This is a genomic window from Bradyrhizobium erythrophlei (assembly GCF_042430365.1).
In the GTDB taxonomy this organism is placed as follows: Bacteria; Pseudomonadota; Alphaproteobacteria; order Rhizobiales; family Xanthobacteraceae; genus Bradyrhizobium; species Bradyrhizobium erythrophlei.
On sequence record NZ_JBHMET010000144.1, the window covers coordinates 169,733 to 191,469 of the forward strand.

Below are 21,737 nucleotides of genomic sequence, written 5' to 3' on the forward strand. Positions count from 1 at the left end.
TTACCTTCCTGAGACGAGCCTCGATGGGCGCGGTCTTATCACACCGCGCCCTAGGGGAAAATCGAGACTTCTGGCAAAATCGCCCGCTCCCTGGCCATCAAACGGCAGCCCCAGTCCGAGCCTCGCGATCAAATATCGTACGCGGCGTGAGGTACCAGAGCAAGAACGTGATCGCCATGCCGTGCGTCAGCAACATCGTCGACAGCGGCACATTGAGCATGATCTGAGGGAGAATGGCACCTGACGTCAGAATGAAGCTCGCGGGCAATCCCGCCGACAGACGATTTCCGATCGCAACGATGAACCCACATGCCAAACCTGCAAGAGGCGCGAAGAAGGGACCGATCGACGCAATGCCTTCCGTGGCGAACAAGGAGGCATTGTAGTTTCCCATGCCATACGCTCGCTCCATCACGATCGATAGCTGCTCTCGATAGGGGCAAGACGTTATCGCCTTCAGGACAGAGACCTGGCAGAAAAGGGTGAGATCGTGCCGCGAGAAGAAGTCGTTGTAGACGTCCATCGCGAGCGAAGGTATGGCGAACTGTCGGAAATTGATGATGTAGAAGACCGGCGCAGCGGCCGTGTTCAGCGATGCCAGCAACATCAGTCCGCCGAGCAGCGGCACGAACAGCGACAGCACGGCGGCAACTCGTGCCTCGAAGACCCTCGACAGAAAGAGGACAACGAGAAGCCACATCGGCGTAAAGAAGGCGATCTTGTTCAGCACGATAGGATAGAACAAGGGCAACAGGCACAGAACGGCGCCCGCGCGCCAATACGCTTTTCGCGCAATGAAACCGGCGAACGCGAAAGGCAACAGAGCATCCGAGAAGAATGTGACCGCATAGTTTACGATGACCGGAGCCGACATCTTGTCGCGGAACTGATACATGTCTTTGAGCGCGACGATCCGAAAATTGTAGATGGCGCCGACTACGATCGTCCCGATTCCCAGAAGCAATATGAACAACAGAATTCGGTCGAATGCCTGAGTCGACAGTTTGATCTCGTGCCGAAGCGGCGACGAAATGAAGAGCGCGGGAAGCAGAAACGCAACAATGGACGTTACGGCCGAAAGGCCAGCCAGGCGGTGATCATAATTCAGGTCCGAAAAGAAGTTCAGCCACACGAAGCCAAGGACCATCGTATAGAAATAGAACCCCGCGAAATACCCGAAGCTGAAGCGTGCCTTTACAAAAAGAGAGGCAACAAGTCCGAACGCTGCGATCGCAGCAATGACAATCGGGAGGCGCGACGGGTCGAAAAAAATATGGAGGGCTGGAGGGTAGAAGGTGAAGGCGCCCCCCGGACTTGTGCCGAGCAGGTAATCATATCTAGCGACAACGACGAGCGATACGCAGCAGACAGCGATATGGAGACCGATCAGCAAAGCTAGCCGAGCGCGCGCGGGATTGCTCTCGATTGGTCGAGTCACCTTGTTATCTGCCGAATTGAACATCGAACGTCGTGATGAAGCACCCGAGCGTCTCGCGCGGCCTCGCCTGAACCGGACATCGACCAACTAAACTTCGGAAACACCTGTCTCTGCCCCGCGAAGTTGCCTCTGGACGAACTCAAGCCCAAGAAGCAGCTCCTTCAGCTCAACGAGATTTAGCCGTCGCGTATTATGCGAGGTATAGTCGTCCAGATTTGCTATTTCTGGCTGCCCATCCGTGAAATACATAGCATAGTTGAGATCCCTGTTGTCGGCCGGGATGCGATAGTAATTCCGCATGTCCTCAACGCGCGCCATTTCCTCGCGTGAGACGAGGGATTCATACAATTTTTCGCCGTGACGGGTTCCAACTACTTGAATTGGATTGCTGGCATTGAAGATCTCCTTCAACGCCTGCACGAGATCGCCGATCGTGGCGGCCGGCGCCTTCTGCACAAAAATGTCCCCCTGGTGTCCATGTCCATAAGCGTGAAGAACCAGGTCGACTGAGTCGTCCAGCGACATCATGAACCGTGTCATCTGCGGGTCGGTGACCGTGAGCGGTTTGCCCGCCTTGATCTGGGACACGAACAGAGGAATGACCGACCCCCGAGAGGCCATCACGTTGCCATATCGCGTCGCGCATAACAGCGTCTCGCTTGACGAAAGGCTGCGCGATTTAGCGACCATGACTTTCTCCATCAACGCCTTGGTCTGCCCCATGGCATTGATCGGGTACACCGCCTTGTCGGTGCTAAGCACAACGACTTTCTCGACGCCGTTTGCAATGGCCGCAGCCATCACGTTCTCGGTACCCAGGATATTAGTCCGCACTGCTTCCAGCGGATAAAATTCACAGGATGGCACCTGCTTCAGCGCAGCCGCGTGAAATACGTAGTGCGCGCCCTTGAGGGCCTGGTAAATGCTGTCGTAGGCGCGAACGTCGCCGATATAGAACTTGAGCCGCGCGTTGTTGTGGGTGGACCGCATCTCCTCTTGTTTCTTCTCGTCGCGGCTGAAGATTCGGATTTCGGCGACATCCGTCTTGAGAAATCCCTTGAGGATGTGCTGCCCGAACGATCCGGTGCCTCCGGTAATCGCCACAACTTTGTCCCGAAACATCATACCCTCGTCGAACTAAATTCGTCGCAAAAGATCAAGTCGACCGTCCAAGACCGGTCAGACCACCGACCGCCCTTCTGGCGACTCAATCCTCAACAGGTGAACGATCGGCTTCGCGCGGCCCATAGACAATCGGCTCGATGTACCCCGCCACCCAAACCGCGTCCCGATCCACTCGACCACCCCGGGGAAAGCAGTGTCTTCGAGGAACCAGTCGCCGAGCGTCCGGCCCCTTCAGCAGCCGAAGGTGCGCGTCGGTGGTGCCGCTTCCCCTGCGCCGGCAAACTATTGCCCGGCGGAAATCCAAACAAGTGCATAATGGAATGGATATGCAATTTTGTTCACCAGTGGCGATTTGCAGCCCAGCTGGAAGCTGCTACCAGCAGGCTAAGGCGCACTTTTGGGGCCGCGTGTTCCGCGCGGCTCGCCCCTTTACCGCCTCAATCGCAAGCTTTTGACGAATCCGACTGCTAAATCGCTCACGAGGCCAGAACTTTGAGCATCTCGCGTCCGTTCGGGCGGCTCTTTCCCGCGGCAATCACCACTCTAGTCATTGCAAATTTGGGCTTTTGCTGGCTTCTCTGGTTTACACCTAACGTTTCCTTCGCGATCCCTCCAAACCAGATCCAGCTAGAGATCGGGAAGGCCTATTCCGCATCCTTGGGCGCTGGCGCAAGCCGCCTTTATCGCCCTTCGACCGATTCCGTCGCATCACCGTCCGCATCGAGACTTGCGCTCTTCGAGGAGGGCCGCACACTAGGACCTGCCCACTCGGTCCACGCCGATATCAGGCAAATGGGCGGCGGCAGGTTCTCTCATTGGGACGGCGCGCTGATTTTCTCTGCGAGTGACGGCACGGACCCCCGTACAAATGGTCGGGTCTACTCCATCGCGGCTCCAATGGAGCTAAAGCCGCGCCTGCAGCTTCTGCTCATAGGGCTCTTGACGCTCACCGATTTGGCATTCGTGATCTTGTTCCGGAAGGACCTCGCCTCCTTCCTGCAAAGACGGCCCGCGCTGCTCGTTGTGGGACTTCCCGTCATGATCGTCCTGCTAGCAAGCCTCACGTCATTTGGTGCTTTCGGTACGATCGTCCTTGCAAGAGACGGGGCGCCAAAGGATGGAGCTCTGGTCCTCCAGGTTTTACAACACACGATTCTCGGCTGCCTGGTTTCGACCGGAATCTGGGCTTCCGGTGCGGGCATCGTCCGACTGATGCTGCAACACCGACACAGCAGCCTCCCACAAGTCCTGATACCTGCGTTTCCCCTCGGACTTGTGATACTTGCTGTTCTCCTGGCGCTCGCGCTCGTCATGCCCGGAGGGCGTATGATTGCGTTTGCCTTGTGGATTGCCAGTCTCGCTCCTCTGGTGAGTTGGCGCCCTCCCCGTCAGGAGATCACCGCCATTCTGAGGGCCGCCATCTGCATCGCTCCCTTCTCCGTTGCTTTCGGAGCTTGGCTGGCACTGCTCTGGCACGGACCAACCGGCACATTGTCTGGATCGCCCTCGGGCGACCTGTCATTCTACGCAGGACGTATCTGGTCACTTGCCAGCCAAGCTTATCCGCAGTTCGATCTCGGCTATGTCAACGCCGGAAGCACGGGCTACTTCAACACTCTCTTCTCAGCGCTTGGGGCCGCCCTGCTCTATCTTCCCCACTTCGATCCGTTTCTCTTTCTGCTGGCGAGCGGCGGTACATGCTACGTTTTGCTAAGCGCCCTTATGCTTCACCTCTACGTCGCAGATCGCGCGCCACGCTCAATCAACCGATTTGACGTTCTGCTTCTGACGCTATCCGTCGTCGTCGCCGCTCGATATCCATACTGGGTCGCAGAAAGCATTCCCATGGTGTTCGTCCCGGCTCTGACCATTTCAGTTTGGTGGATGGCGGAGCGCGGTCAGCATAAGTCCACGTGGGCGGCGGCTGCCATGCTGTCCGCTCTGGGCGGATCGCTGCTGTCAAAGATCGTTACCGCTGCCGTGCTTGTTCCGCTCGGAGCCAGCGGCATCTGGTGGCGAATTCGCACGCTGTCACGTGCGGCGCGATTGACCCTTTTTGGCATCGCAGCTGTCTTCGGCTTCTACAGCGCGGCAATGTTGATGCACTTTGTGCCAGTCTTCGCGGCCACAGCCACTGTCGGCCCCGAGAGCTTTCGCATACCACGATGGTATTTTGCCTGTCGCGACGCTGGAGCAGTATTGATGGTCGCGGCAGCGTGGATCGCTACAGACTGGCCGATTGCCTTGTCTCTTTCGCTTGGAATAGCGACGTTCATCAGCTTCTCGTTCGTCCTTCAGGTCAATTTTGTATGCGTCAGCATTGTGCTCGGCCTCATACTGGTTTCGCACCGTCCCCGATCAACGCTTGCGCGAACGCTAGGCCTGGCCGCCTTTGCATTGTCACTGCCAGCGGTGACCCTTGCAGATCCGGCCAGTGCATCCAGCGGCATTGCGTGGATCATCTGCGTTGGCGGGGCCTCCCTGGCTGCGGTCCTGGCTGCGTCCGACCCGATCGCCGGCAAGGCGCACTTGACCTTGCGAGCTGCGTCTGTCGCCGCGACAACATTGACGGTTACCGCGCTCGGTCTGATCGGCGTGGCGCGCGGTTCGATCATAGCCGACTCGGGCTGGCATCTGACTGAGAACGAACCGCTCACGCCCGCCTTGAGGGAAATCTGGTCAGTTGTGCGCGAGCGCACTCCGAAGGACGCCTTGATCTTCACCGACCAAGTCGACGAAACGGAGCATGTTCTTGGTGGATGGAATACCTATGCCTATTCCGGTCAAAGACAGCTGTACCTGTCGTCCTACGTTACGAATTTCGAGCTAAGACAGAACAAGCAAAAGCTTGACGAGGTCCTCGCGACAAACAATGCCGTGCTGGAGGGACGCCGCTCTCCTCACACTGTGGCGACCCAGCGTACCTATAGCGCTTTCTACGCCGTAGTTGCCGCGACCAAAAGGGTTCCACCGGACTGGCGACTGGACTTCAAGAATAACAAATATGCGCTGTATCAAATAGCTGCCCCCTAGACGATTCATCGCAGTGCGGAACCGTGGGGACGCTGGCCGCCCGTGCGTCAACCAAATTGCTTCATTCCGGCAATCAGATCTGGCCAGCTTGGCGGTCTGTAACCGGTCGCAGTCCTGAAGCGCGTGGAGTCGAGCGAACGGTCGATTACGACCCTGTCGTCCGGCGTGATTTCCGTAGCTTTCCCGTATACCTCGGCAACCAGTCGAAGCAGCGCGCACTTGTCGATCGCGTCAACCGAGACATGATAAACGCCATGCAATTCGCCGCACGGGATGACAAAGTCGTGCATCACGCGCGCGAGCTCATTTGTTGTCAAACCAGAGAACACCGCCTTGGTGTAGCCAAAGACACGGCCCTTCTGGGCCAGGAACCAGTCGACAAGGCCATGGGCACTATCGAGCTCGTGGCCGATAATCGACGTGCGGAGAGTGATCGCGTGAGGATAATCGACTTCCCCGAGAAATTTGCTTCGCCCGTATAAATCTCCCGCGTCGGAGAAATCCTCCTCGCGATACATGCCTTTGTCGCCGGAAAAAACGCAATCGGTGCTAACGTGAATCAGTCGTGCGCCCAACATCGCGCAAAGCCGCGCCAGGCGGTGTGGCAACAGTGAATTGATCGGTAGCGCCGAGAACACATCGTCCGCAGCTGCCAGTTGTTTGACGAGCCCAATGCAGTTGATCACGACGTCCGGGTGGAGATCGGCAAATACCTGACTGAGGCTATCGAAATTTTCGACGTCGACCCCGATCACCACATGTTGCTGCAATTCAGCGGGAAGCAAGTTCTTGCGCGCCTGCGACCTTACTGTACCCGCAACCGAATGAATTCCCCGTTTGACAAAATAGCGCAGCACGGCATTGCCAAGCATACCGGATGCGCCCAGAACGAGTATCTTCTTGCGCTCGTTATCAATCATGGCTGTCTTCGATATCCAGGCTCCACCCCACTGCTCGGTTGCAGATGGCCTTGACAACCATGTCCATCCGGCAGCTGAGGAAACGGGCTCGGTCTGTTCAATCAGGCACATGCCTTGCCGTCAAGATCGCTAATGGCAAAACAATTTCAAGAGCGTCAAATATTGGTCGCCCTACGGGCTTCAACCGAGGCAAGAGCCTTAAATCTGACGAACCTTCCGCAACCGACGCGACAGCACGCCTCGGACCGTTTGACAAACGGACAGTTAGAGCGCCGGTTCCGATGCCGCTGCGAGGCGAGACTCCCCCGCGACAGCTATGGCCTTCGACCCAGCAATCCCGAGGCTGGCTGCAAGCGCCGGCAGCGTGATCGGATCGACCATGAATGTGTGATAGAGCATCGACGCCACCCATGCGATCAACGACAGGCAGGTCAGCTGAGCCGATCTGGTGACGTAGGCGCGCCACGTCGCCGCACTCAAAAGAAGCAACAGTAGCGGGGAGGAAACGACGCCGTTGTCGACGGCGAGCTTCAGGAAAGTGTTGTGCGGTCCCGTAGCGAACTTGTTGGTGAATCCCGTACCCAAGCCAAACGGATGCTCTTTTAGCAGTCCCAGGAAGAACCCGATCGCTGACCAGCGAAGCGAAGCAGATTCATCCAATGATGTCCGAGCTTCAATCCGCGCTTCCAGGCTAAGGGGACGGTCGAGCTTGGCGGCTGGAAGTTGGTGCGAGTCCGGCTGAACGACCTTGGATGCGGCCTCGGCGATCACCTGAGGCGACGGGTTGAGAACTGGAGAGAAAAGGACGGTTCCAAGCAGCAGAAATGCGACCCCGGCCCCAAAAGCCAGCGCGCGTCTGTTCATCAACGCACGCCGATCTGAGCACAGAAGGCAGAGAAGCAAGATCCCCGCGATGAGGGCACCTGTCTTGGACTGAGTCAGCGCAACACCCGCCAGGGTCAACATCACCGCGTAGGGCGCTATACGTGTGGAGATCGTGAGGGAGGCCAATACAGTCACCAGCAATGCTGCGACATTCGCATTTTGGGCGAGCCCCCCAGCTCGACCGTTCGCATCTCCGAAAAGAGCCGCCCACCACATATCAGCTTCCATCGTGCCGATCTGGAGCACAAGAGCAGCGAGAGCAGCCACAACAATCGTTGACCGGAAAGCGGCGCGGCGCGCCAGCAGATAAAGACCGGCGCTGGCGGCGAGATTTAATGCTGGCCACACGACATAGCCAATATGGGATGGGACATTGGCTGGATACGAAACCATGGCGCCGAAGTCCGGCCCGGTTATCTCGCCGCGGTACATAATTATGCCAATCAAGACGATCCCAAGGAACGAAAGAAAGAATGCCTTGTCCGTGAGCAGGGAACGGTCGCCCTTCTCGATCAAGAGCGCGGAGATCAGAAGCCCCAGCGCAATGACCGTGTAGAAATAGACTGGCTTGATGGCAATTCCGTACTTGGAGGACATGACCGTGACAGCTTGGTCTACGATCAGAATGAAGAACGCCCAGACAAAAGACTTGGCAGCTGCGATCATGACCGTAAGCTCGTCCCGACGACTGGAATATCACCTAGGGACGAGCGGCGGACAAGTCGTGCATCGCGGTGCACCCGAATATCTGCTACCGGAAACTGATGAACGTGGTTCCAACAAACAAAAGAAGCACTCACTCGCGATCCCTCCGCTCGATATAGGCAAAGTATCCGCCAAGCAGAAAGACCATGATCGACAACAAGAAGACACGGACTTCGAGGCCACTCCACGGAGCCTGAAAGGCGTGAGCAATCCAATCTAACCTCACTAGACGGTTCCACTGATCCGAGAGTTGGATCACTTCTGCTCCCTGATCGTATAATGTCGATGGTTCCTATTCGGGTTCGTATTGTCGCTTGCTGAGAAGATCACACCGATCCCGCGCCAATGTGAAAACCGCCCTTTTCCGATATCTCGGATGTCTGAATGGGCGCTATGCGCTGGTCCAAGCGGCCTCTCATCTTCGAACAGCATCACAAGAGATCGCGTCATATTGTCCGTCGAGTCGCCAATCTGATCGAGCGTAGGATCTCTTGCAATGAACGCGTACCCCGCGGAACCGAACCTTTCGTACTGCGGCATCGTATCTGGAACCGGGACGTAGGAGTATTTCAGATAGGCCGCTAACGCGAAATACAGGACGAACCCGGTAAATGCGGCCTTTATCGTCCGTGATCTCGTCCACCCGCTCATTCGAAATGCTGAACGCGTTCCTGTCGGCTCGACTCCAAGCACGCCTGCCACCCCTCATATATTGTAAGCGCGCCGCCAGAGTTCAAAGACAGTTAGTCCGAACAACCGTTCAGCATTGTTGCGCTTTCCCCCGTGCCCCTCGATCAGATCGCGAATGGCACGCCTGTCGAATATACACTTCGGATCGAGCAGAACATCGGAAACAAAGCTGCGCCAGGATCCTGCCTTGAGCCATGCAGGCAACGGGATGGAGAATCCCTGCTTTCGATTTGCGTTGAATTCTGGCGGCATGATCTTTGCGCACAGACGCTTCAGCAATATCTTTCGCTCTCTCGGATTGGCCTTTAGCCGGCTGGGCACGCGTCCGTATGCAAACTCCACGATCCGAAAGTCTAGGAGCGGAGCTCTCATCTCGAGCGACGCCAACATGCTCGCGCGATCCACCTTCACCAATATGTCTTCTGGTAGATAATTCTCAAAATCCATTCGGGTGTTCCGTTGCAACAGATCCACCGAGCGGGGAATACGCGCCTTTCGAATTTCGTCCGCCGGCGTCTGCCAATTCGATCCCATCAGCGCACGTCGCTCGCTCGCGACAAAATGACTGGCCACCGATGGGAGATCGGTTTTGTAATCCACACCGAGCGCTCCGATCCAATTGCGTCCCCGAAAGCCAGTCGGCAAAGCGGCGTCGCCAGCTACGGCTGCCAGCTTGCGGGCGGCCAAAGGAATTCGCCCAAACTTCGCTGCGAGCAGCAGGACCCGTCGATGCTGTTCGTAGCCGCCGAATAATTCATCGCCACCGTCCCCGCCAAGCGCAACCGTGCAATGCTGCCGGACCAGCTCGCTCACGAGAAAGGTCGGGATCATGGAAGAATCGAATATCGGCTCGTCATATTGCCGCGCCAGCAGATGCAGGATATCAGGACTCGCATCGCCAGCATAAAGCTCGATATGCTCGGTTCCGAAATGGTTTGCGACAAGGCGCGCAAATTCTGCCTCGTCATATTGCTTGTAGCCCTCAAGGCCGACGGTGAACGTCTTGACATGCGGAGAAGCCCGAACTGCCATCGCCGTAACGAGGCTGGAATCGACGCCGCCGCTCAGCAAAACTCCGACCGGCACATCCGCAACGAGTTGGCGTCGCACCGCGTCTGCCAATAGTACTTCCAGTTCTTCGACCAGCACCTCATCGTTCTTATCGTCGACTTCGGGGGCAGTAGGCAGACTCCAATAGCGCCAGACCTTGCTGTCTCCAGTCTCCAGGTTGAATGTGAACGCGTGAGCGGGTGGCAGCTTCCTGACACCCTTCAGGATGCAGGCTCCACCGGGCACATACCCCATCATCAGGAAGCAATCGAGCGCAGCTGGATCGATGGCACGAGTGAAGGCGGGATCCGCCATCAGCCCCTTCAACTCAGAGGCAAACCTAACTTCCTTGCCATCCGTCGCATAGAATAGCGGCTTTTCACCCGCTCGATCTCGGGCGAGGAACAATTGCCTTCTCGCATTGTCATAGAGCGCGATGGTGAACATGCCGTTCAGATGCGCGAGACAATCGGTACCCCATTCAGCGTAGGCCGCCAGGATAACTTCCGTGTCGGATTGGGTGACGAATTTGTGCCCCTTCGCCCTCAAGAGATCGCGAAGGTCCAGATAATTGTAGATCTCTCCGTTGAATACGATGGCCAGGCGGCCCGCTTGGTGGAACATCGGTTGATGCCCGCCGGGCGACAGATCGATGATGGACAACCGTCGCTGCCCCAATCCAACATGTCCATCGGGCGACCACCAAAGGCCGCTATCGTCCGGCCCCCTGTGCGCCATTGCATCGCGTCCGGCACTCAGCCACTCCCGATTGCCGATGGCAGCGCACGAAGCAATACCAATGATCCCGCACATTTAGTTCTTCCCGTTCAATACGTCGGCGTAGATAGAGTCATACGCGTCCACCATCGTCTTGACCGTCCTTGAGCCTACCCGCACAGATGCACACTTGGCCCTTTGTAACGCCTTTTCCTTGTCGGAAACGAATTCCGTCACTGCAGCGGAGAGCGCTTGTACATCGTCAACCGGCACGAAAAGAGCGGAACAATCATCAGCTATCTCGCGATGAGCTGGTATGTCGCTCAGAATCACCGGACAGCCGCCCGCCATAGCCTCGAGTGCGACATTCGGATTGCCTTCATAACGGCTCATACTGATAAGCCCATCAGCGACTTTCAGCCATCTCCACCAATCCGGCTGATAAGGCATGACTGCCACACAACCCTGTAGCGAGGCCGCCGCGATTTCTGCTTCAATCGCAGGGCGCTCTGGTCCCTCACCCATGATCAGGATGTTCGCCAAGTTCCGCACGCTTGGGTTTTTCATTGCGCGAACAATGACTTCTAGCGCCTTTTGCGATGTAAATCGACCCACGGCCAACAGCAAAGGCCTCCGAATCGACACTTCGGGCTGAGCGGTGACGCCGTGAATGCGATCAAAATCGATTGCATTCAGTACAGTGGTCAGTCGTGCGGGATGTCGAAGGGCTTCCCGCCAATACTCCTCGCCACCAACAGAATTGGCGACAATTGCCGATGCGAACCGACCGAGAAAAAGTCTCAACGAAGCAACGAGGGGCACCTCGGAGTAATAACCCTTCGAAACTCGTTCGGAAATGATCCACGCGGTCCGTTTCTCAATGGCCGCAATGCCTCCCAGGATGTCCATTTGCGGTAACCAGGTTTGCACAATTTCAGGCTTGATATGCTGCAGCGTCTTGCGGATCGCGAAGAAGAGTTTTGGATTTGCACTCCGCCAGTTGCCGAGATCGTGCAACTCCACGCCGCCGTCCCTCATCGCCTGCGCATGCACGCCGCGACGACGGACAGCCACATGAACACGGAATCCGCGTCTCGCCTGCTCGGCAGCAAGCATGCTCAGCTGACGCTCGGCGCCACCACCTTCAAGCGTGGGAATGAGATGAAGGACCGTTAACATGCCCTCCTACTCCCTGGCGTCAAACCGACGGGGTACCAAGCCAGCACCATCGATGAAATTTCCCTTTGAACGCGCAGCCTGCTCGGCTACTTTCGGAAGTCGGTGCCCTCATTCGCCGGCTTCATTGAGCGATCGTCGAAGCGGCGGTTAGCCGCTCTCGTCCAGCTCCCGATGATGGGTCCGGACCAACTCTGATCGAATGGGCTGGACACGACGTCAAAACAATCCTAGCACCCCTCGGCAAGCGGGTACGACCGCACCAATCGGGGGTTGTCCATAACATCCCCGCTCGGCTGTATCCATAGGCTACACGGATCATGACGACCATCGAGAATTTGCGGGAAAAGCTTGACTTGTTCGTCTGCACCGCGTGCAAGACCGGAGGGCTTGCAGCGCAAGACGCGCACCTCGTGTGCAGCAATTGCGCCAAAAGCTTTCCGATCGTGCGCGATGTAGCACGCTTTGTGCCGGACAGCGGCTACGCCGAATCATTCGGCTTTCAGTGGAACCTTCATGCCGGGACGCAGCTCGACAGCTTTACAGGTAAGCCTATATCGCGGAACCGGCTGTTTGAGGCCAGCAGGTGGCCCACCGACCTTTCCGGGCAGACCATCCTCGAGGCAGGTTCCGGCGCGGGTCGTTTCACAGAAGTCCTGGTCACGACCGGGGCTACGATCATCTCATGTGATCTTTCGTCCGCGGTGGATGCTAATTACCGCAGCAACGGCCAGAATGCCAATCTGCTGATCGCTCAGGCGAGCCTCCTCGACCTTCCTGTTCGCCCGCGCTCGTTCGACAAGGTCATGTGCCTCGGGGTCATTCAACACACGCCGGATCCAGAAAAATCGTTCTCGTGCCTCGCCGACTGCGTCCGTCCCGGCGGAGAGCTCGTCATTGACGTCTATGCGGCTCGGCTGCGGTCGCTACTCTCCTGGAAATATCTGTTGCGCCCGATCACCCGGCGAATGGATGGCAAGAAGCTCTACCGATTGATCGAAAGCGTGACACCGGCGCTTCTTCCTATTTCTGATTTCCTCTATCGCATCCTCGGGCGGTTCGGCCTGCGCCTTTTGCCGATCGTGCAGTATCCCGAACTTAAACTTCCGCGGGATCTCGCGCTTCATTGGGCCGTTCTTGATACATTCGATATGTATTCGCCCGCGCACGACCACCCACAAACGCTAGCGACGGTCAGGCGGTGGTTCGAGAACGCAGGCTTTGCCGACATCGTCGTCGTATACGGCCCCAACGGCATTGTGGGCCGCGGCCGGAGGCCCGCTAGCGCCGCCTGAACGGGTAAGCTAGCTCCCGCTCACATCCGCCAGAGCTTTACGCCGGCTGGGACACCGGCCCGATCGAGAACGGCCTTGATGTCCATCACAAGGCCCTTGCCGCCCTTCAAGCGCTCGAGGAGCAGCGGCCAGCCCCCGTGTTTGTACTCCTCGTGGCTTACCGCCAGAATGACTGCATCCGCGGGCGGAAGATCTTTGATCGGCGTGAGCCTTATCTCATATTCGTGCTCGCATTCCGCGGGCTTGGCCAACGGATCGGCAACGTGCACATCGACGCCGAATGAACGAAGTTCCGAGACAATGCCGGCGACCTTGGAATTGCGAATGTCCGGCACGTTCTCCTTGAACGTGACGCCAAGAATGACGACGGTCTTTCCGCTTCCGCCAGCGAGGAGATATTTGATGCACTCGCGCGCGACCCACGCGCCCATCTGATCGTTCACACGCCTGCCAGCCAGGATCACCTGAGGATGATAGCCGGCGCGTTCCGCGCGATGCGTCAGGTAATACGGGTCGACGCCGATGCAGTGGCCGCCCACGAGCCCCGGCGTGAAGCCGAGAAAATTCCACTTGGTGCGCGCAGCTGCAAGCACATCCGAAGTATCAATGTCGAGCAGCCGGAAGATCAACGCGAGTTCGTTGATCAGCGCGATGTTCAGGTCGCGCTGGGTGTTTTCGATCACCTTTGCCGCTTCGGCCACCTTGATCGAGGGCGCCCGGTGAATTCCGGCGGTGACCACCGCGCCATAGACCTGCGCGACGACGTCGAGCGTCGCAGCGTCCTGCCCCGAAACAACCTTGACGATACTCTCGAAGCGATGCTGATGATCACCGGGATTGATCCGCTCGGGGCTGTAGCCGACATGAAAATCGACGCCGCACTTCAGGCCGGACTCGCGTTCGAGGATCGGAACGCAGTCCTCCTCCGTGGCGCCGGGATAAACGGTCGATTCATAGACGACGATGTCGCCCTTTTTTAGTGCTTTGCCCACGGTGCGCGACGCGGCGAAAACGATCGACATGTCCGGCTGATTGGCAGCATCGATTGGAGTCGGCACGGTCACGATGAAGAAATCGGCAGCCTTCAAATCGGCCGGGTCCGCACTCACTGGCATATTGACCGAGCGCAGATCCGCCTCACTGCTCTCCAAGGTGCGATCGAAGTACCGCTGCAGTTCCTCAACCCTGCCTACATCGATGTCGTAGCCGACGGCCAAGGCGCCTGCCTTAGCGAAGGCGAGCGCCACAGGGAGTCCAACATAGCCGAGACCGACCACTCCAACTTTTCGGATTGTCCGATGCAATCTCGCTCCTCTGGCGATGACTTCGAGGGCCGTTCTAGTAGCGGCGCAGGTCCCTCGCGTCAACTTGAGCGACGCCCATCGGCGAAATCCTCCACTCTTGTGAGGTCTCTAGGGTCCGGGGCTCCGCGCAGCTGTATCCTCAAGGAAAAAACGCAGAGACCGAGCATCGGGAACACACTCCCTGCGCCCAATCGACTTTACAATCAGAGATTCCGCGGAATAAAAGCGGCTCCGGGGTGCAAACCCAGACAATCGTCGATCGTGAGCAAAACCGAATGGCGCCGGTAAGGCCGGACCCTCCTCAACGCGCAATGCGTCTCGCAATTGACGCATCCAATTTAAGCATCGGCGGAGGCATCACACATCTCGTCGAGCTGTTGAGACAGGCCGATCCGACCTCTCACGGCTTCGAAAAGATCATCGTGTGGGCAAGCTCAGCGACGCTTGCACGCATCGAGGAGAGGCCCTGGATCGAGAAGCGGACGGACCCGGCGCTCGAGGGTCATCTGCTAAGACGTCTCGCCTGGCAACGTCGGACCCTCCCCCGATATCTGCGCGAGGCAAAGGCGGATCTGTTGTTCGCGCCGGGTGGATCGATCGTGCCAAGGTTCCAGCCGGCGGTGACCATGAGCCGAAACATGCTCCCATTCGAATGGAGCGAATTGAGACGATTTGGCTTTTCAACGATCACTCTCAAGCTTGCGCTTTTGCGCTGGAGCCAGAGCGATTCATTCAAGCGCGCGGACGGGACCATCTTTCTCACGAACTACGCATTCGACGCGGTCACGAAAGTGACCGGATCCCTGAAAGGGAAGACCATCATCATTCCGCACGGCGTCAATACCCGTTTTCGCATGCCGCCTCGCCGTCAGCGAACTGCTGAGGAATTTACGGCATCGAATCCGCTGCGTGTCGTCTACGTCTCCACAATTGACGAGTTCAAACACCAGTGGCATGTCGTGGACGCCGTCGGTCGGCTGCATCAGGAAGGCCTCCCGCTGCGCCTTGATCTATACGGTTCGGCGAGAGCCAGCACCCTGCCGCGCTTGACGGACGCCTTGGCCAGGGTGGACGGAGAAGGCCAGTTCATCCGCTACTGGGGCGCCATGGACTATAAGGAAATCCACAAATGCTACGCGGCGGCAGATATTTGCGTGTTCGCGTCGAGCTGTGAGAATATGCCCAATATCCTGATTGAAAGCATGGCCGCCGGACTTCCAATCGCTTGCTCCAACCGCGGCCCCATGCCGGAAATGCTCGGTGACGACGGCGTGTACTTTGATCCGGAAAACGCAACAAGCATCGCGAACGCTGTGAGGGAACTCGCGACACAGCCTCAATTACGCGCCGAGAAAGCATCCGCGGCATTCGCGGCGGCGTCCAAATTTTCGTGGTCTCGATGCGCGAAGGAGACCTTCAGCTTCCTGGAGACCGTGGTGCGGGAACATCAGGAGCCGGTAGCAGGGTGAAGTCTGCGCTCCAACGAAGTTGATACTTCAAGGGTTGATGACAAGATGCGAGTTTTGGTAACGGGCAATGCTGGTTTCATCGGATTCCACGTCGCAACCTATCTGCTTCAGCGCGGAGACACGGTCGTTGGTGCCGATGTCGTAAATGATTACTATTCACCCGAGATCAAGGAATCTCGGCTTGCCTTGCTCGAGCAATCCGCGACCCAGAGCGCTGGAGAATACCGGTTTCACAGGGTGAATCTTGCTGATCCTGCTGCTGTGAAAGCCTGCTTTGCCGACGGTCCGTTCGACCGGGTCATTCATCTCGCAGCGCAGGCGGGCGTGCGCTACAGCCTTGAAAATCCGCACGCCTATGTCGAGAGCAATATCGTTGCCTTTACCAATATTCTCGAAGCCTGCCGACACGCCAACGTCAAGCATCTGACCTACGCCAGCACGAGCAGCGTCTACGGCGCCAATACCGCAATGCCGTTCAGCGAGCGTCAGGGCGTCGATCATCCGCTACAATTCTACGCGGCGACCAAGCGCGCCAACGAGCTGATGGCGCACAGCTATAGCCATCTGTTCGGACTACCGACGAGCGGCTTGCGCTTCTTCACCGTCTACGGGCCGTGGGGACGGCCGGACATGGCGCTGTTCTTGTTCACCAAGAACATTCTGGCCGGGCTTCCCATCAGGCTGTTCAACAATGGCGAGCACGTCCGCGACTTCACGTATGTTGACGATATCGTCGAGGGCGTTGTTAGAGCAAGCGACGACATCGCGCAGCCGGATCCGGCCTGGAACAGCGATTCGCCGAATCCGTCCACCAGCAACGCTCCCTTCCGCGTGCTGAATATCGGCAACAGCTCACCGGTCCACCTCACCGAATATGTCGCGGCGATCGAAGAAGCACTCGGCAAGAAGGCCATCCGGGAGCTCCTTCCGCTGCAACCGGGAGATGTACCGAGCACCTACGCCGACGTGAGCGCGCTCATGGACGCCGTCGGCTATCGCCCTAACACACCCGTGCGGCTCGGCGTCGCCCGCTTCGTGGAATGGTATCGTCAATATTTCAAGGTCTAGATCGCAGGTCGCGATATGATCATCTTCGAGACGGCAGACGATCGGATGGGCCGCAACGCGACACCAACCCTCCTTAACGCGCCGGCATCGATCCAGTGCTGAGACCCCTACTTCGACATTCATCCTGGAACGCGGTGGCGACATTCAGCCACCAGGGATCGACCTTCGTCAGCAACTTCCTTGTCATCAAGCTACTCGATCACGCGACTTACGGAAAATATTCGCTGGTCAATCTGACGGCCTTCTATTTCGCCAGCATCTTGCAATTCGCCGTCGGCTCGACAGCCTCGAAATTCGTCGCGCGCTATGTCAGCGACCAGGAACAGCTGTTCTCGGTCATCTGGATTTGCGGCGCGTTCACGTTCGCCAGCGGATTGTTCGGCCTTGGCATTCTCGCGCTGACGTCCGGCTTTCTGGCACACAGCGTCTTCATCGAGCCTTCGCTGGCGTGGCCGTTGGCGATCGCCTCCCTGTCCGTGCCCGGGCTGATCGGGATGGTCTTCCTGGGCGGACTGCTGCAGGGCCTTCACTGCTTCCGTGAACTCGCCATCTCCTCCGCGCTGTCGAGCCTGCTCTTTGTCGCGACCGTGACGGCCGGTGCTTGGACGGGCGACCTGACCAGCGCAATCTGGGGCTTTGTCGTGGGTTCGACGCTTCGCTGTCTGATCATGGGCGCCGTGACGCTGCTATGCCTGCGAGGGATGCAAGTTCGACGTTTCTCGTGGCGAAAGATGCACCGTGAGATTGCGCGCGAAATCTCCAGATTTCAAATTCCGGCTGGCCTTGCCGGTTTCGTCACGCTGCCGACCCTGTGGTTGATCCCCACCATCCTCACGCGGAACACCCAGAATTTTTCCGACGTCGCATCCTACAGCGTACTCATCATGCTCAAGACGCTGATCGTGCTGCCGGCTTCCGTCATCTCCATCGCCCTGCAGCCGTCAGCGGAAAAGGCCTGCGCCGCGCAACAGCTCGACGTGGCGATGCGCGTCTTTCGAACCAGCTCGATCGCGGCGTTCGCTTTCGCCGCCATTGCCGGATTGTTCTTCGCCGTCTTTGCGAAGGAAGTGCTGGCCATCTTCGGGCGAAGCTTTGCGGGGGCAAGCTTCGAGCTGCAACTGATCATGATCGCAGCGGTTGCGGAGTCGGTTGCTGTCACCCTTTACATGAGAATCCAGGCGGCAAGCCGGATGTGGAGCTCGATCTTCGCGACCTTGCTGCCCAGGGACGTGACCATGCTTGTCATCGTCACCGCGTTTACCACGGAATACGGACTGCAGGCGGCGATTCTGGCGCACGTCGCCGGCTCAATCGTCAATCTATGTGGTGCCTACTGGCTCGGCGCAAAGGCCGTGGGGTCGCTGCGATCCTCGTCACGCGCGATGGCGCCGTCCTTGCCTTGAGCACGAGAGCCTGCTGGCACCTTCAATCCACGAACACCACGGTCTTGCGGCCGTTCAGAATGACGCGGTCGGCGAGATGGTAGCGGATCGCGCGCGCCAGCACGCGGCGCTCGATGTCGCGGCCCTTGCGGACGAGGTCGTCGGGCGTATCGCGATGGCTGATGCGCTCGACGTCCTGGTCGATGATTGGCCCCTCGTCGAGGTCGCTTGTGACGTAGTGCGCGGTGGCGCCGATCAGCTTGACGCCGCGCTCATGCGCCTGGTGATAGGGCTTGGCGCCCTTGAAGCCCGGCAGGAACGAATGATGAATGTTGATGCAGCGGCCGGACAGCCGCGCCGACATCTCGTCCGACAGGATCTGCATATAGCGCGCCAGCACCACAAGATCGGTCTGCGTGTCCTGGACGAGCTTCCACACCACGTCTTCCTGCTCGCGCTTGGTCTCTTTCGTCACCGGCAGGTAGTGAAACGGAATGTCGCCGAAATCGATTGAGCCGTAGGTCTCGCGCGGATGGTTCGAGACGATCGCGGTCGGGATCATCTCCAGCTCGCCGGTGCGCCAGCGATAGAGGATGTCGACCAGGCAGTGGTCGGACTTGGAAACCAGGAGCATCACGCGGCGGCGGCTGGCGCGGTCGCGCATCTGCCATTCCATGGCGAAGCGCTCGGCGATCGCGGCAAAGCCCGTCTGCAGCGCCGACAATTCGACCGCAAGGTCGGCCGCGGTGAACACCACCCGCATGAAGAATTTCCCAGTCTCGATATCGTCGAACTGCTGGGCGTCTAGGATGTTCTGGCCATTATGGGCCAGGAAGGTCGACACCGCGGAGACGATCCCGGGGCGATCCGGACAGGAAAGGGTGAGAACGAATTGATGATCGGGCATGCAGATTGACCAGAACTTGGGCAGGAACTGGAATGGCGATTTTTCGGCCCTCGTCTATCACCGCGGGCGGCCTTGCGCCAATCCCGCCGTGGGGTTCAAATCGAACAAAAGACGGCAATATTTGTTAGAGCACCATCATGGCTGACCGACTGAACGGCTACCGCATTCTGATCCTGGAGACGCGCGAGGAGGCGCAGTTCTCCCGCCTGCTCACCGAGCAGGGCGCGGACGTGCTGCAATGCCCGATGTTCACCATCCACGATGCGCCGGACCCGGCACCGGTCGAGGCTTGGATCCGGCGCGCGATCGAACGTCCGCTGGATGATCTTGTGCTGATGACCGGCGAGGGCCTGCGCCGCCTCATGAAGGTGGTGCGGCGGCTCGGCGTCGAGGCGGAGTTTATCGAAAGCCTCGCCAAGGCGCGCAAATTCGCCCGCGGCCCCAAGCCGGGCCGGGCGCTGCGCGAGATTGGGCTGGAACCCCAGATGACGACCGAGAAGCCGACCTCGGAAGGCGTCGCCGAAATGCTGTCGAAGCTCGACCTCGGAGGTCACCGGGTCGGCCTGCAGCTCTATCCGGATAAGGATCACGGCACGCTGATCGGCGCGATCACGGCCCAAGGCGCCGAGGTCGATACCGTACTGCCCTATGTCTACGACGAGCAGACAGCCGACGCCAACATCATCGCCGCAATCGACGAGATGGCACAGGGCCGGGTCGACGCCGTCGCATTCACCAATCTCGGTCAGGTGCGTCGCCTCGTCGAAACCGCCCGGGCGCACGGCCGCGAGGACGGGCTCCGCGAGGGGCTGAGCCGCACCTCGATCGCATCGGTCGGACCGGCTGTTGACGGCGAGCTTCGCTCGCAGGGCCTGCGTATCGACATTTCGCCGGCCAACGACGCCTTCTTCATGAAGCCGCTGATCTCGGCTATGGCGGCAGCACTATCGAAGAATCCCCCGCGGGCGGCGGCGAGGTAATTTACCCCACAGCCTGCTTCGTCTCGGTCAGATAAGCCTGATAGGCGAGCTTGATGCCGTGTTCGAGCGAAGTGCTCGCGCGCCAGCCGAGTTTCGCGAGGCGGCTGACGTCGAGCAGCTTGCGCGGCGTGCCGTCCGGCCGTGACGTATCAAAGCTGACTCCGCCGTGATAGCCGACGGTCGCCGCAACGACCCGGGCAAACTCGGCAATGGTGATATCCTTGCCGGTTCCGATATTGACGAGCTCCGGCGCCGAATAGGTCTTCATCAGGTGGATGCAGGCATCGGCGAGATCGTCGACATAGAGGAATTCGCGCCGCGGCGTGCCGGTCCCCCACACCACGACATTGGTCACGCCCGACACCTTGGCCTCGTGGAAGCGGCGAATCAGCGCGGCGACGACGTGACTGTATTCGGGATGATAATTGTCGCCGGGACCATAGAGATTGGTCGGCATCACGCTGATAATGTCGGCGCCATACTGGCTGCGATAGGCCTCCGCCATCTTGATGCCGGCGATCTTGGCGATCGCATAGGGCTCGTTGGTCGGCTCCAGCGGCCCGGTCAGCATCGAATCCTCACGCAGCGGCTGCGGCGCCAGCCGCGGATAGATGCAGGAGGAACCGAAGAACATCAGCTTCTCGCATCCGAATGTATGAGCGGCCTGGAGCACGTTGGCGGCGATCGCCAGATTGTCGTAGAGGAATTCGGCGCGCAGCGTGTTGTTGGCAACGATGCCGCCGACCTTCGCAGCGGCAAGGAACACCGCCTGCGGCCGGTTTGCCGCGAACCACTCGTTCACCGCCGCCTGGTCGCGCAGATCGACCTCGCTTCGCGACACCGCCAGGAGTTCCGCACCCTCGCGCGCGAGCCGGCGCATCAGCGCCGAGCCGACCATGCCGCGATGGCCGGCGACGAAGACCGTCTTGCCCTTTAGCTCAAACGGCGTGCTTGCCATTGGCGGCGTCCTGTCTGGCCTCGGCGAGATCGCTCTCGACCATCTCCTTTACGAGCTGGCCGAATGGCGTCTTCGGCGCCCAGCCGAGTTTGGCCCGCGCCTTGCTGGCATCGCCGATCAGGAGATCGACCTCGGTCGGGCGGAAATAGGTCGGATCGATCTGCACCACGGTCTTGGCGGATACCTTGTCGACGCCGATCTCTTCCACCCCCTTGCCGCGCCATTCGATGGTCCTGCCGACCTCGGCAAAGGCCAGTTCGACGAATTCGCGCACCGACCGCGTCTCGCCTGTGGCGAGCACGTAATCCTCAGGCACGTCAGCCTGCAGGATCTTGTGCATACCTTCGACATAGTCGCGGGCATGACCCCAGTCGCGCTTGGCCTCGAGATTGCCGAGATAGAGCCGGTCGTCCAGACCGACCTCGATGCGGGCAACGCCACGGGTGATCTTGCGGGTGACAAACGTCTCGCCGCGGATCGGGCTCTCATGGTTAAACAGGATACCGTTGCAGGCGAACATGCCGTAGGCCTCACGGTAGTTCACCGTGATCCAGTAGCCATAGAGCTTGGCCACGCCATAGGGCGAGCGCGGATAGAACGGTGTCGTCTCCTTCTGCGGCACTTCCTGGACGAGG

General features: G+C 58.8%; 16 protein-coding genes. 6 read left to right on the forward strand and 10 right to left on the reverse strand.

The features are described 5' to 3' along the window. Positions 1-97 precede the first annotated feature (97 nt). Both ACFFWD_RS22380 and ACFFWD_RS22385 read right to left on the reverse strand, forming a co-directional pair. Complete coding sequence (locus tag ACFFWD_RS22380) at positions 98-1,462, reverse strand: hypothetical protein (protein WP_376968652.1); 1,365 nt, start codon at positions 1,460-1,462, stop codon at positions 98-100. A 63-nt stretch (positions 1,463-1,525) separates the two neighbouring features. Continuing rightward, entirely contained in the window at positions 1,526-2,560 is a 1,035-nt protein-coding gene (locus tag ACFFWD_RS22385; protein ID WP_376968653.1) for a polysaccharide biosynthesis protein, read from the reverse strand. Positions 2,561-3,055: 495 nt separating this feature from the next. Between ACFFWD_RS22385 and ACFFWD_RS22390 the strand changes: the two genes are divergently transcribed. Further along, positions 3,056-5,596 carry a hypothetical protein gene (locus ACFFWD_RS22390; RefSeq protein WP_376968654.1) on the forward strand — a complete coding sequence of 847 codons (2,541 nt, stop codon included), beginning with the start codon at positions 3,056-3,058 and terminating at the stop codon, positions 5,594-5,596. Between the two features lie 47 nt (positions 5,597-5,643). On the opposite strand, the gene ACFFWD_RS22395 is transcribed toward ACFFWD_RS22390, so the two are convergent. The 4 genes from ACFFWD_RS22395 to ACFFWD_RS22410 all read right to left on the reverse strand — a co-directional run bounded on the left by ACFFWD_RS22395 (position 5,644) and on the right by ACFFWD_RS22410 (position 11,742). Further along, a complete protein-coding gene (locus tag ACFFWD_RS22395; RefSeq protein ID WP_376968655.1) occupies positions 5,644-6,516 on the reverse strand; it encodes a dTDP-4-dehydrorhamnose reductase family protein in 873 nt (290 codons plus the stop codon). Positions 6,517-6,780: 264 nt separating this feature from the next. Continuing rightward, positions 6,781-8,067, reverse strand: a complete 1,287-nt coding sequence (locus tag ACFFWD_RS22400; RefSeq protein WP_376968656.1) for an O-antigen ligase family protein — start codon at positions 8,065-8,067, stop codon at positions 6,781-6,783. 744 nt (positions 8,068-8,811) lie between these two features. Further along, positions 8,812-10,659 (reverse strand): asparagine synthase (glutamine-hydrolyzing), encoded by a 1,848-nt coding sequence (asnB, locus tag ACFFWD_RS22405; protein ID WP_376968657.1) that lies wholly within the window; start codon positions 10,657-10,659, stop codon positions 8,812-8,814. Next, entirely contained in the window at positions 10,660-11,742 is a 1,083-nt protein-coding gene (locus ACFFWD_RS22410; protein ID WP_376968658.1) for a glycosyltransferase, read from the reverse strand. Between the two features lie 317 nt (positions 11,743-12,059). On the opposite strand from ACFFWD_RS22410, the gene ACFFWD_RS22415 reads away from it, so the two are divergent. After that, positions 12,060-13,034 carry a methyltransferase domain-containing protein gene (locus tag ACFFWD_RS22415; protein ID WP_376968659.1) on the forward strand — a complete coding sequence of 325 codons (975 nt, stop codon included), beginning with the start codon at positions 12,060-12,062 and terminating at the stop codon, positions 13,032-13,034. A 20-nt stretch (positions 13,035-13,054) separates the two neighbouring features. Here ACFFWD_RS22415 and ACFFWD_RS22420 read toward each other — a convergent pair whose 3' ends face one another. Further along, positions 13,055-14,326: a nucleotide sugar dehydrogenase gene (locus tag ACFFWD_RS22420; protein ID WP_376968741.1), complete on the reverse strand. Its 1,272-nt coding sequence runs from the start codon at positions 14,324-14,326 to the stop codon at positions 13,055-13,057. Positions 14,327-14,649: 323 nt separating this feature from the next. Between ACFFWD_RS22420 and ACFFWD_RS22425 the strand changes: the two genes are divergently transcribed. The 3 genes from ACFFWD_RS22425 (at position 14,650) to ACFFWD_RS22435 (ending at position 18,278) form a co-directional block, all read left to right on the forward strand. Beyond that, on the forward strand, positions 14,650-15,807 hold the full coding sequence (locus ACFFWD_RS22425; RefSeq protein ID WP_376968660.1) for a glycosyltransferase family 4 protein: 1,158 nt from the start codon (positions 14,650-14,652) through the stop codon (positions 15,805-15,807). A 45-nt stretch (positions 15,808-15,852) separates the two neighbouring features. Next, positions 15,853-16,875, forward strand: a complete 1,023-nt coding sequence (locus ACFFWD_RS22430) for an NAD-dependent epimerase (protein WP_376968661.1) — start codon at positions 15,853-15,855, stop codon at positions 16,873-16,875. A gap of 95 nt (positions 16,876-16,970) precedes the next feature. Next, positions 16,971-18,278, forward strand: coding sequence for an oligosaccharide flippase family protein (locus ACFFWD_RS22435; RefSeq protein ID WP_376968662.1), 1,308 nt, complete (start codon positions 16,971-16,973; stop codon positions 18,276-18,278). Between the two features lie 22 nt (positions 18,279-18,300). On the opposite strand, the gene purU is transcribed toward ACFFWD_RS22435, so the two are convergent. Then, entirely contained in the window at positions 18,301-19,164 is an 864-nt protein-coding gene (purU, locus tag ACFFWD_RS22440) for a formyltetrahydrofolate deformylase (RefSeq protein ID WP_376968663.1), read from the reverse strand. Between the two features lie 137 nt (positions 19,165-19,301). On the opposite strand from purU, the gene ACFFWD_RS22445 reads away from it, so the two are divergent. Further along, positions 19,302-20,144 carry a uroporphyrinogen-III synthase gene (locus ACFFWD_RS22445; protein ID WP_376968664.1) on the forward strand — a complete coding sequence of 281 codons (843 nt, stop codon included), beginning with the start codon at positions 19,302-19,304 and terminating at the stop codon, positions 20,142-20,144. A gap of 1 nt (position 20,145) precedes the next feature. Here ACFFWD_RS22445 and fcl read toward each other — a convergent pair whose 3' ends face one another. Then, a complete protein-coding gene (fcl, locus tag ACFFWD_RS22450) occupies positions 20,146-21,102 on the reverse strand; it encodes a GDP-L-fucose synthase (RefSeq protein WP_376968665.1) in 957 nt (318 codons plus the stop codon). Beyond that, the coding region (locus ACFFWD_RS22455) for a GDP-mannose 4,6-dehydratase (RefSeq protein ID WP_376968666.1) at positions 21,083-21,737 on the reverse strand (655 nt) is incomplete at its 5' end. The genes fcl and ACFFWD_RS22455, both read right to left, overlap by 20 nt.

What these genes read in the sequence shown, in the direction of transcription:
- ACFFWD_RS22380 (WP_376968652.1), bottom strand. Translation starts at nt 1,462, where the DNA reads ATGTTCAATTCGGCAGATAACAAGGTGACTCGACCAATCGAGAGCAAT.
- ACFFWD_RS22385 (WP_376968653.1), bottom strand. Translation starts at nt 2,560, where the DNA reads ATGTTTCGGGACAAAGTTGTGGCGATTACCGGAGGCACCGGATCGTTC.
- ACFFWD_RS22395 (WP_376968655.1), bottom strand. Translation starts at nt 6,516, where the DNA reads ATGATTGATAACGAGCGCAAGAAGATACTCGTTCTGGGCGCATCCGGT.
- ACFFWD_RS22400 (WP_376968656.1), bottom strand. Translation starts at nt 8,067, where the DNA reads ATGATCGCAGCTGCCAAGTCTTTTGTCTGGGCGTTCTTCATTCTGATC.
- asnB (WP_376968657.1), bottom strand. Translation starts at nt 10,659, where the DNA reads ATGTGCGGGATCATTGGTATTGCTTCGTGCGCTGCCATCGGCAATCGG.
- ACFFWD_RS22410 (WP_376968658.1), bottom strand. Translation starts at nt 11,742, where the DNA reads ATGTTAACGGTCCTTCATCTCATTCCCACGCTTGAAGGTGGTGGCGCC.
- ACFFWD_RS22415 (WP_376968659.1), top strand. Translation starts at nt 12,060, where the DNA reads ATGACGACCATCGAGAATTTGCGGGAAAAGCTTGACTTGTTCGTCTGC.
- ACFFWD_RS22425 (WP_376968660.1), top strand. Translation starts at nt 14,650, where the DNA reads ATGCGTCTCGCAATTGACGCATCCAATTTAAGCATCGGCGGAGGCATC.
- ACFFWD_RS22430 (WP_376968661.1), top strand. Translation starts at nt 15,853, where the DNA reads ATGCGAGTTTTGGTAACGGGCAATGCTGGTTTCATCGGATTCCACGTC.
- purU (WP_376968663.1), bottom strand. Translation starts at nt 19,164, where the DNA reads ATGCCCGATCATCAATTCGTTCTCACCCTTTCCTGTCCGGATCGCCCC.
- ACFFWD_RS22445 (WP_376968664.1), top strand. Translation starts at nt 19,302, where the DNA reads ATGGCTGACCGACTGAACGGCTACCGCATTCTGATCCTGGAGACGCGC.
- fcl (WP_376968665.1), bottom strand. Translation starts at nt 21,102, where the DNA reads ATGGCAAGCACGCCGTTTGAGCTAAAGGGCAAGACGGTCTTCGTCGCC.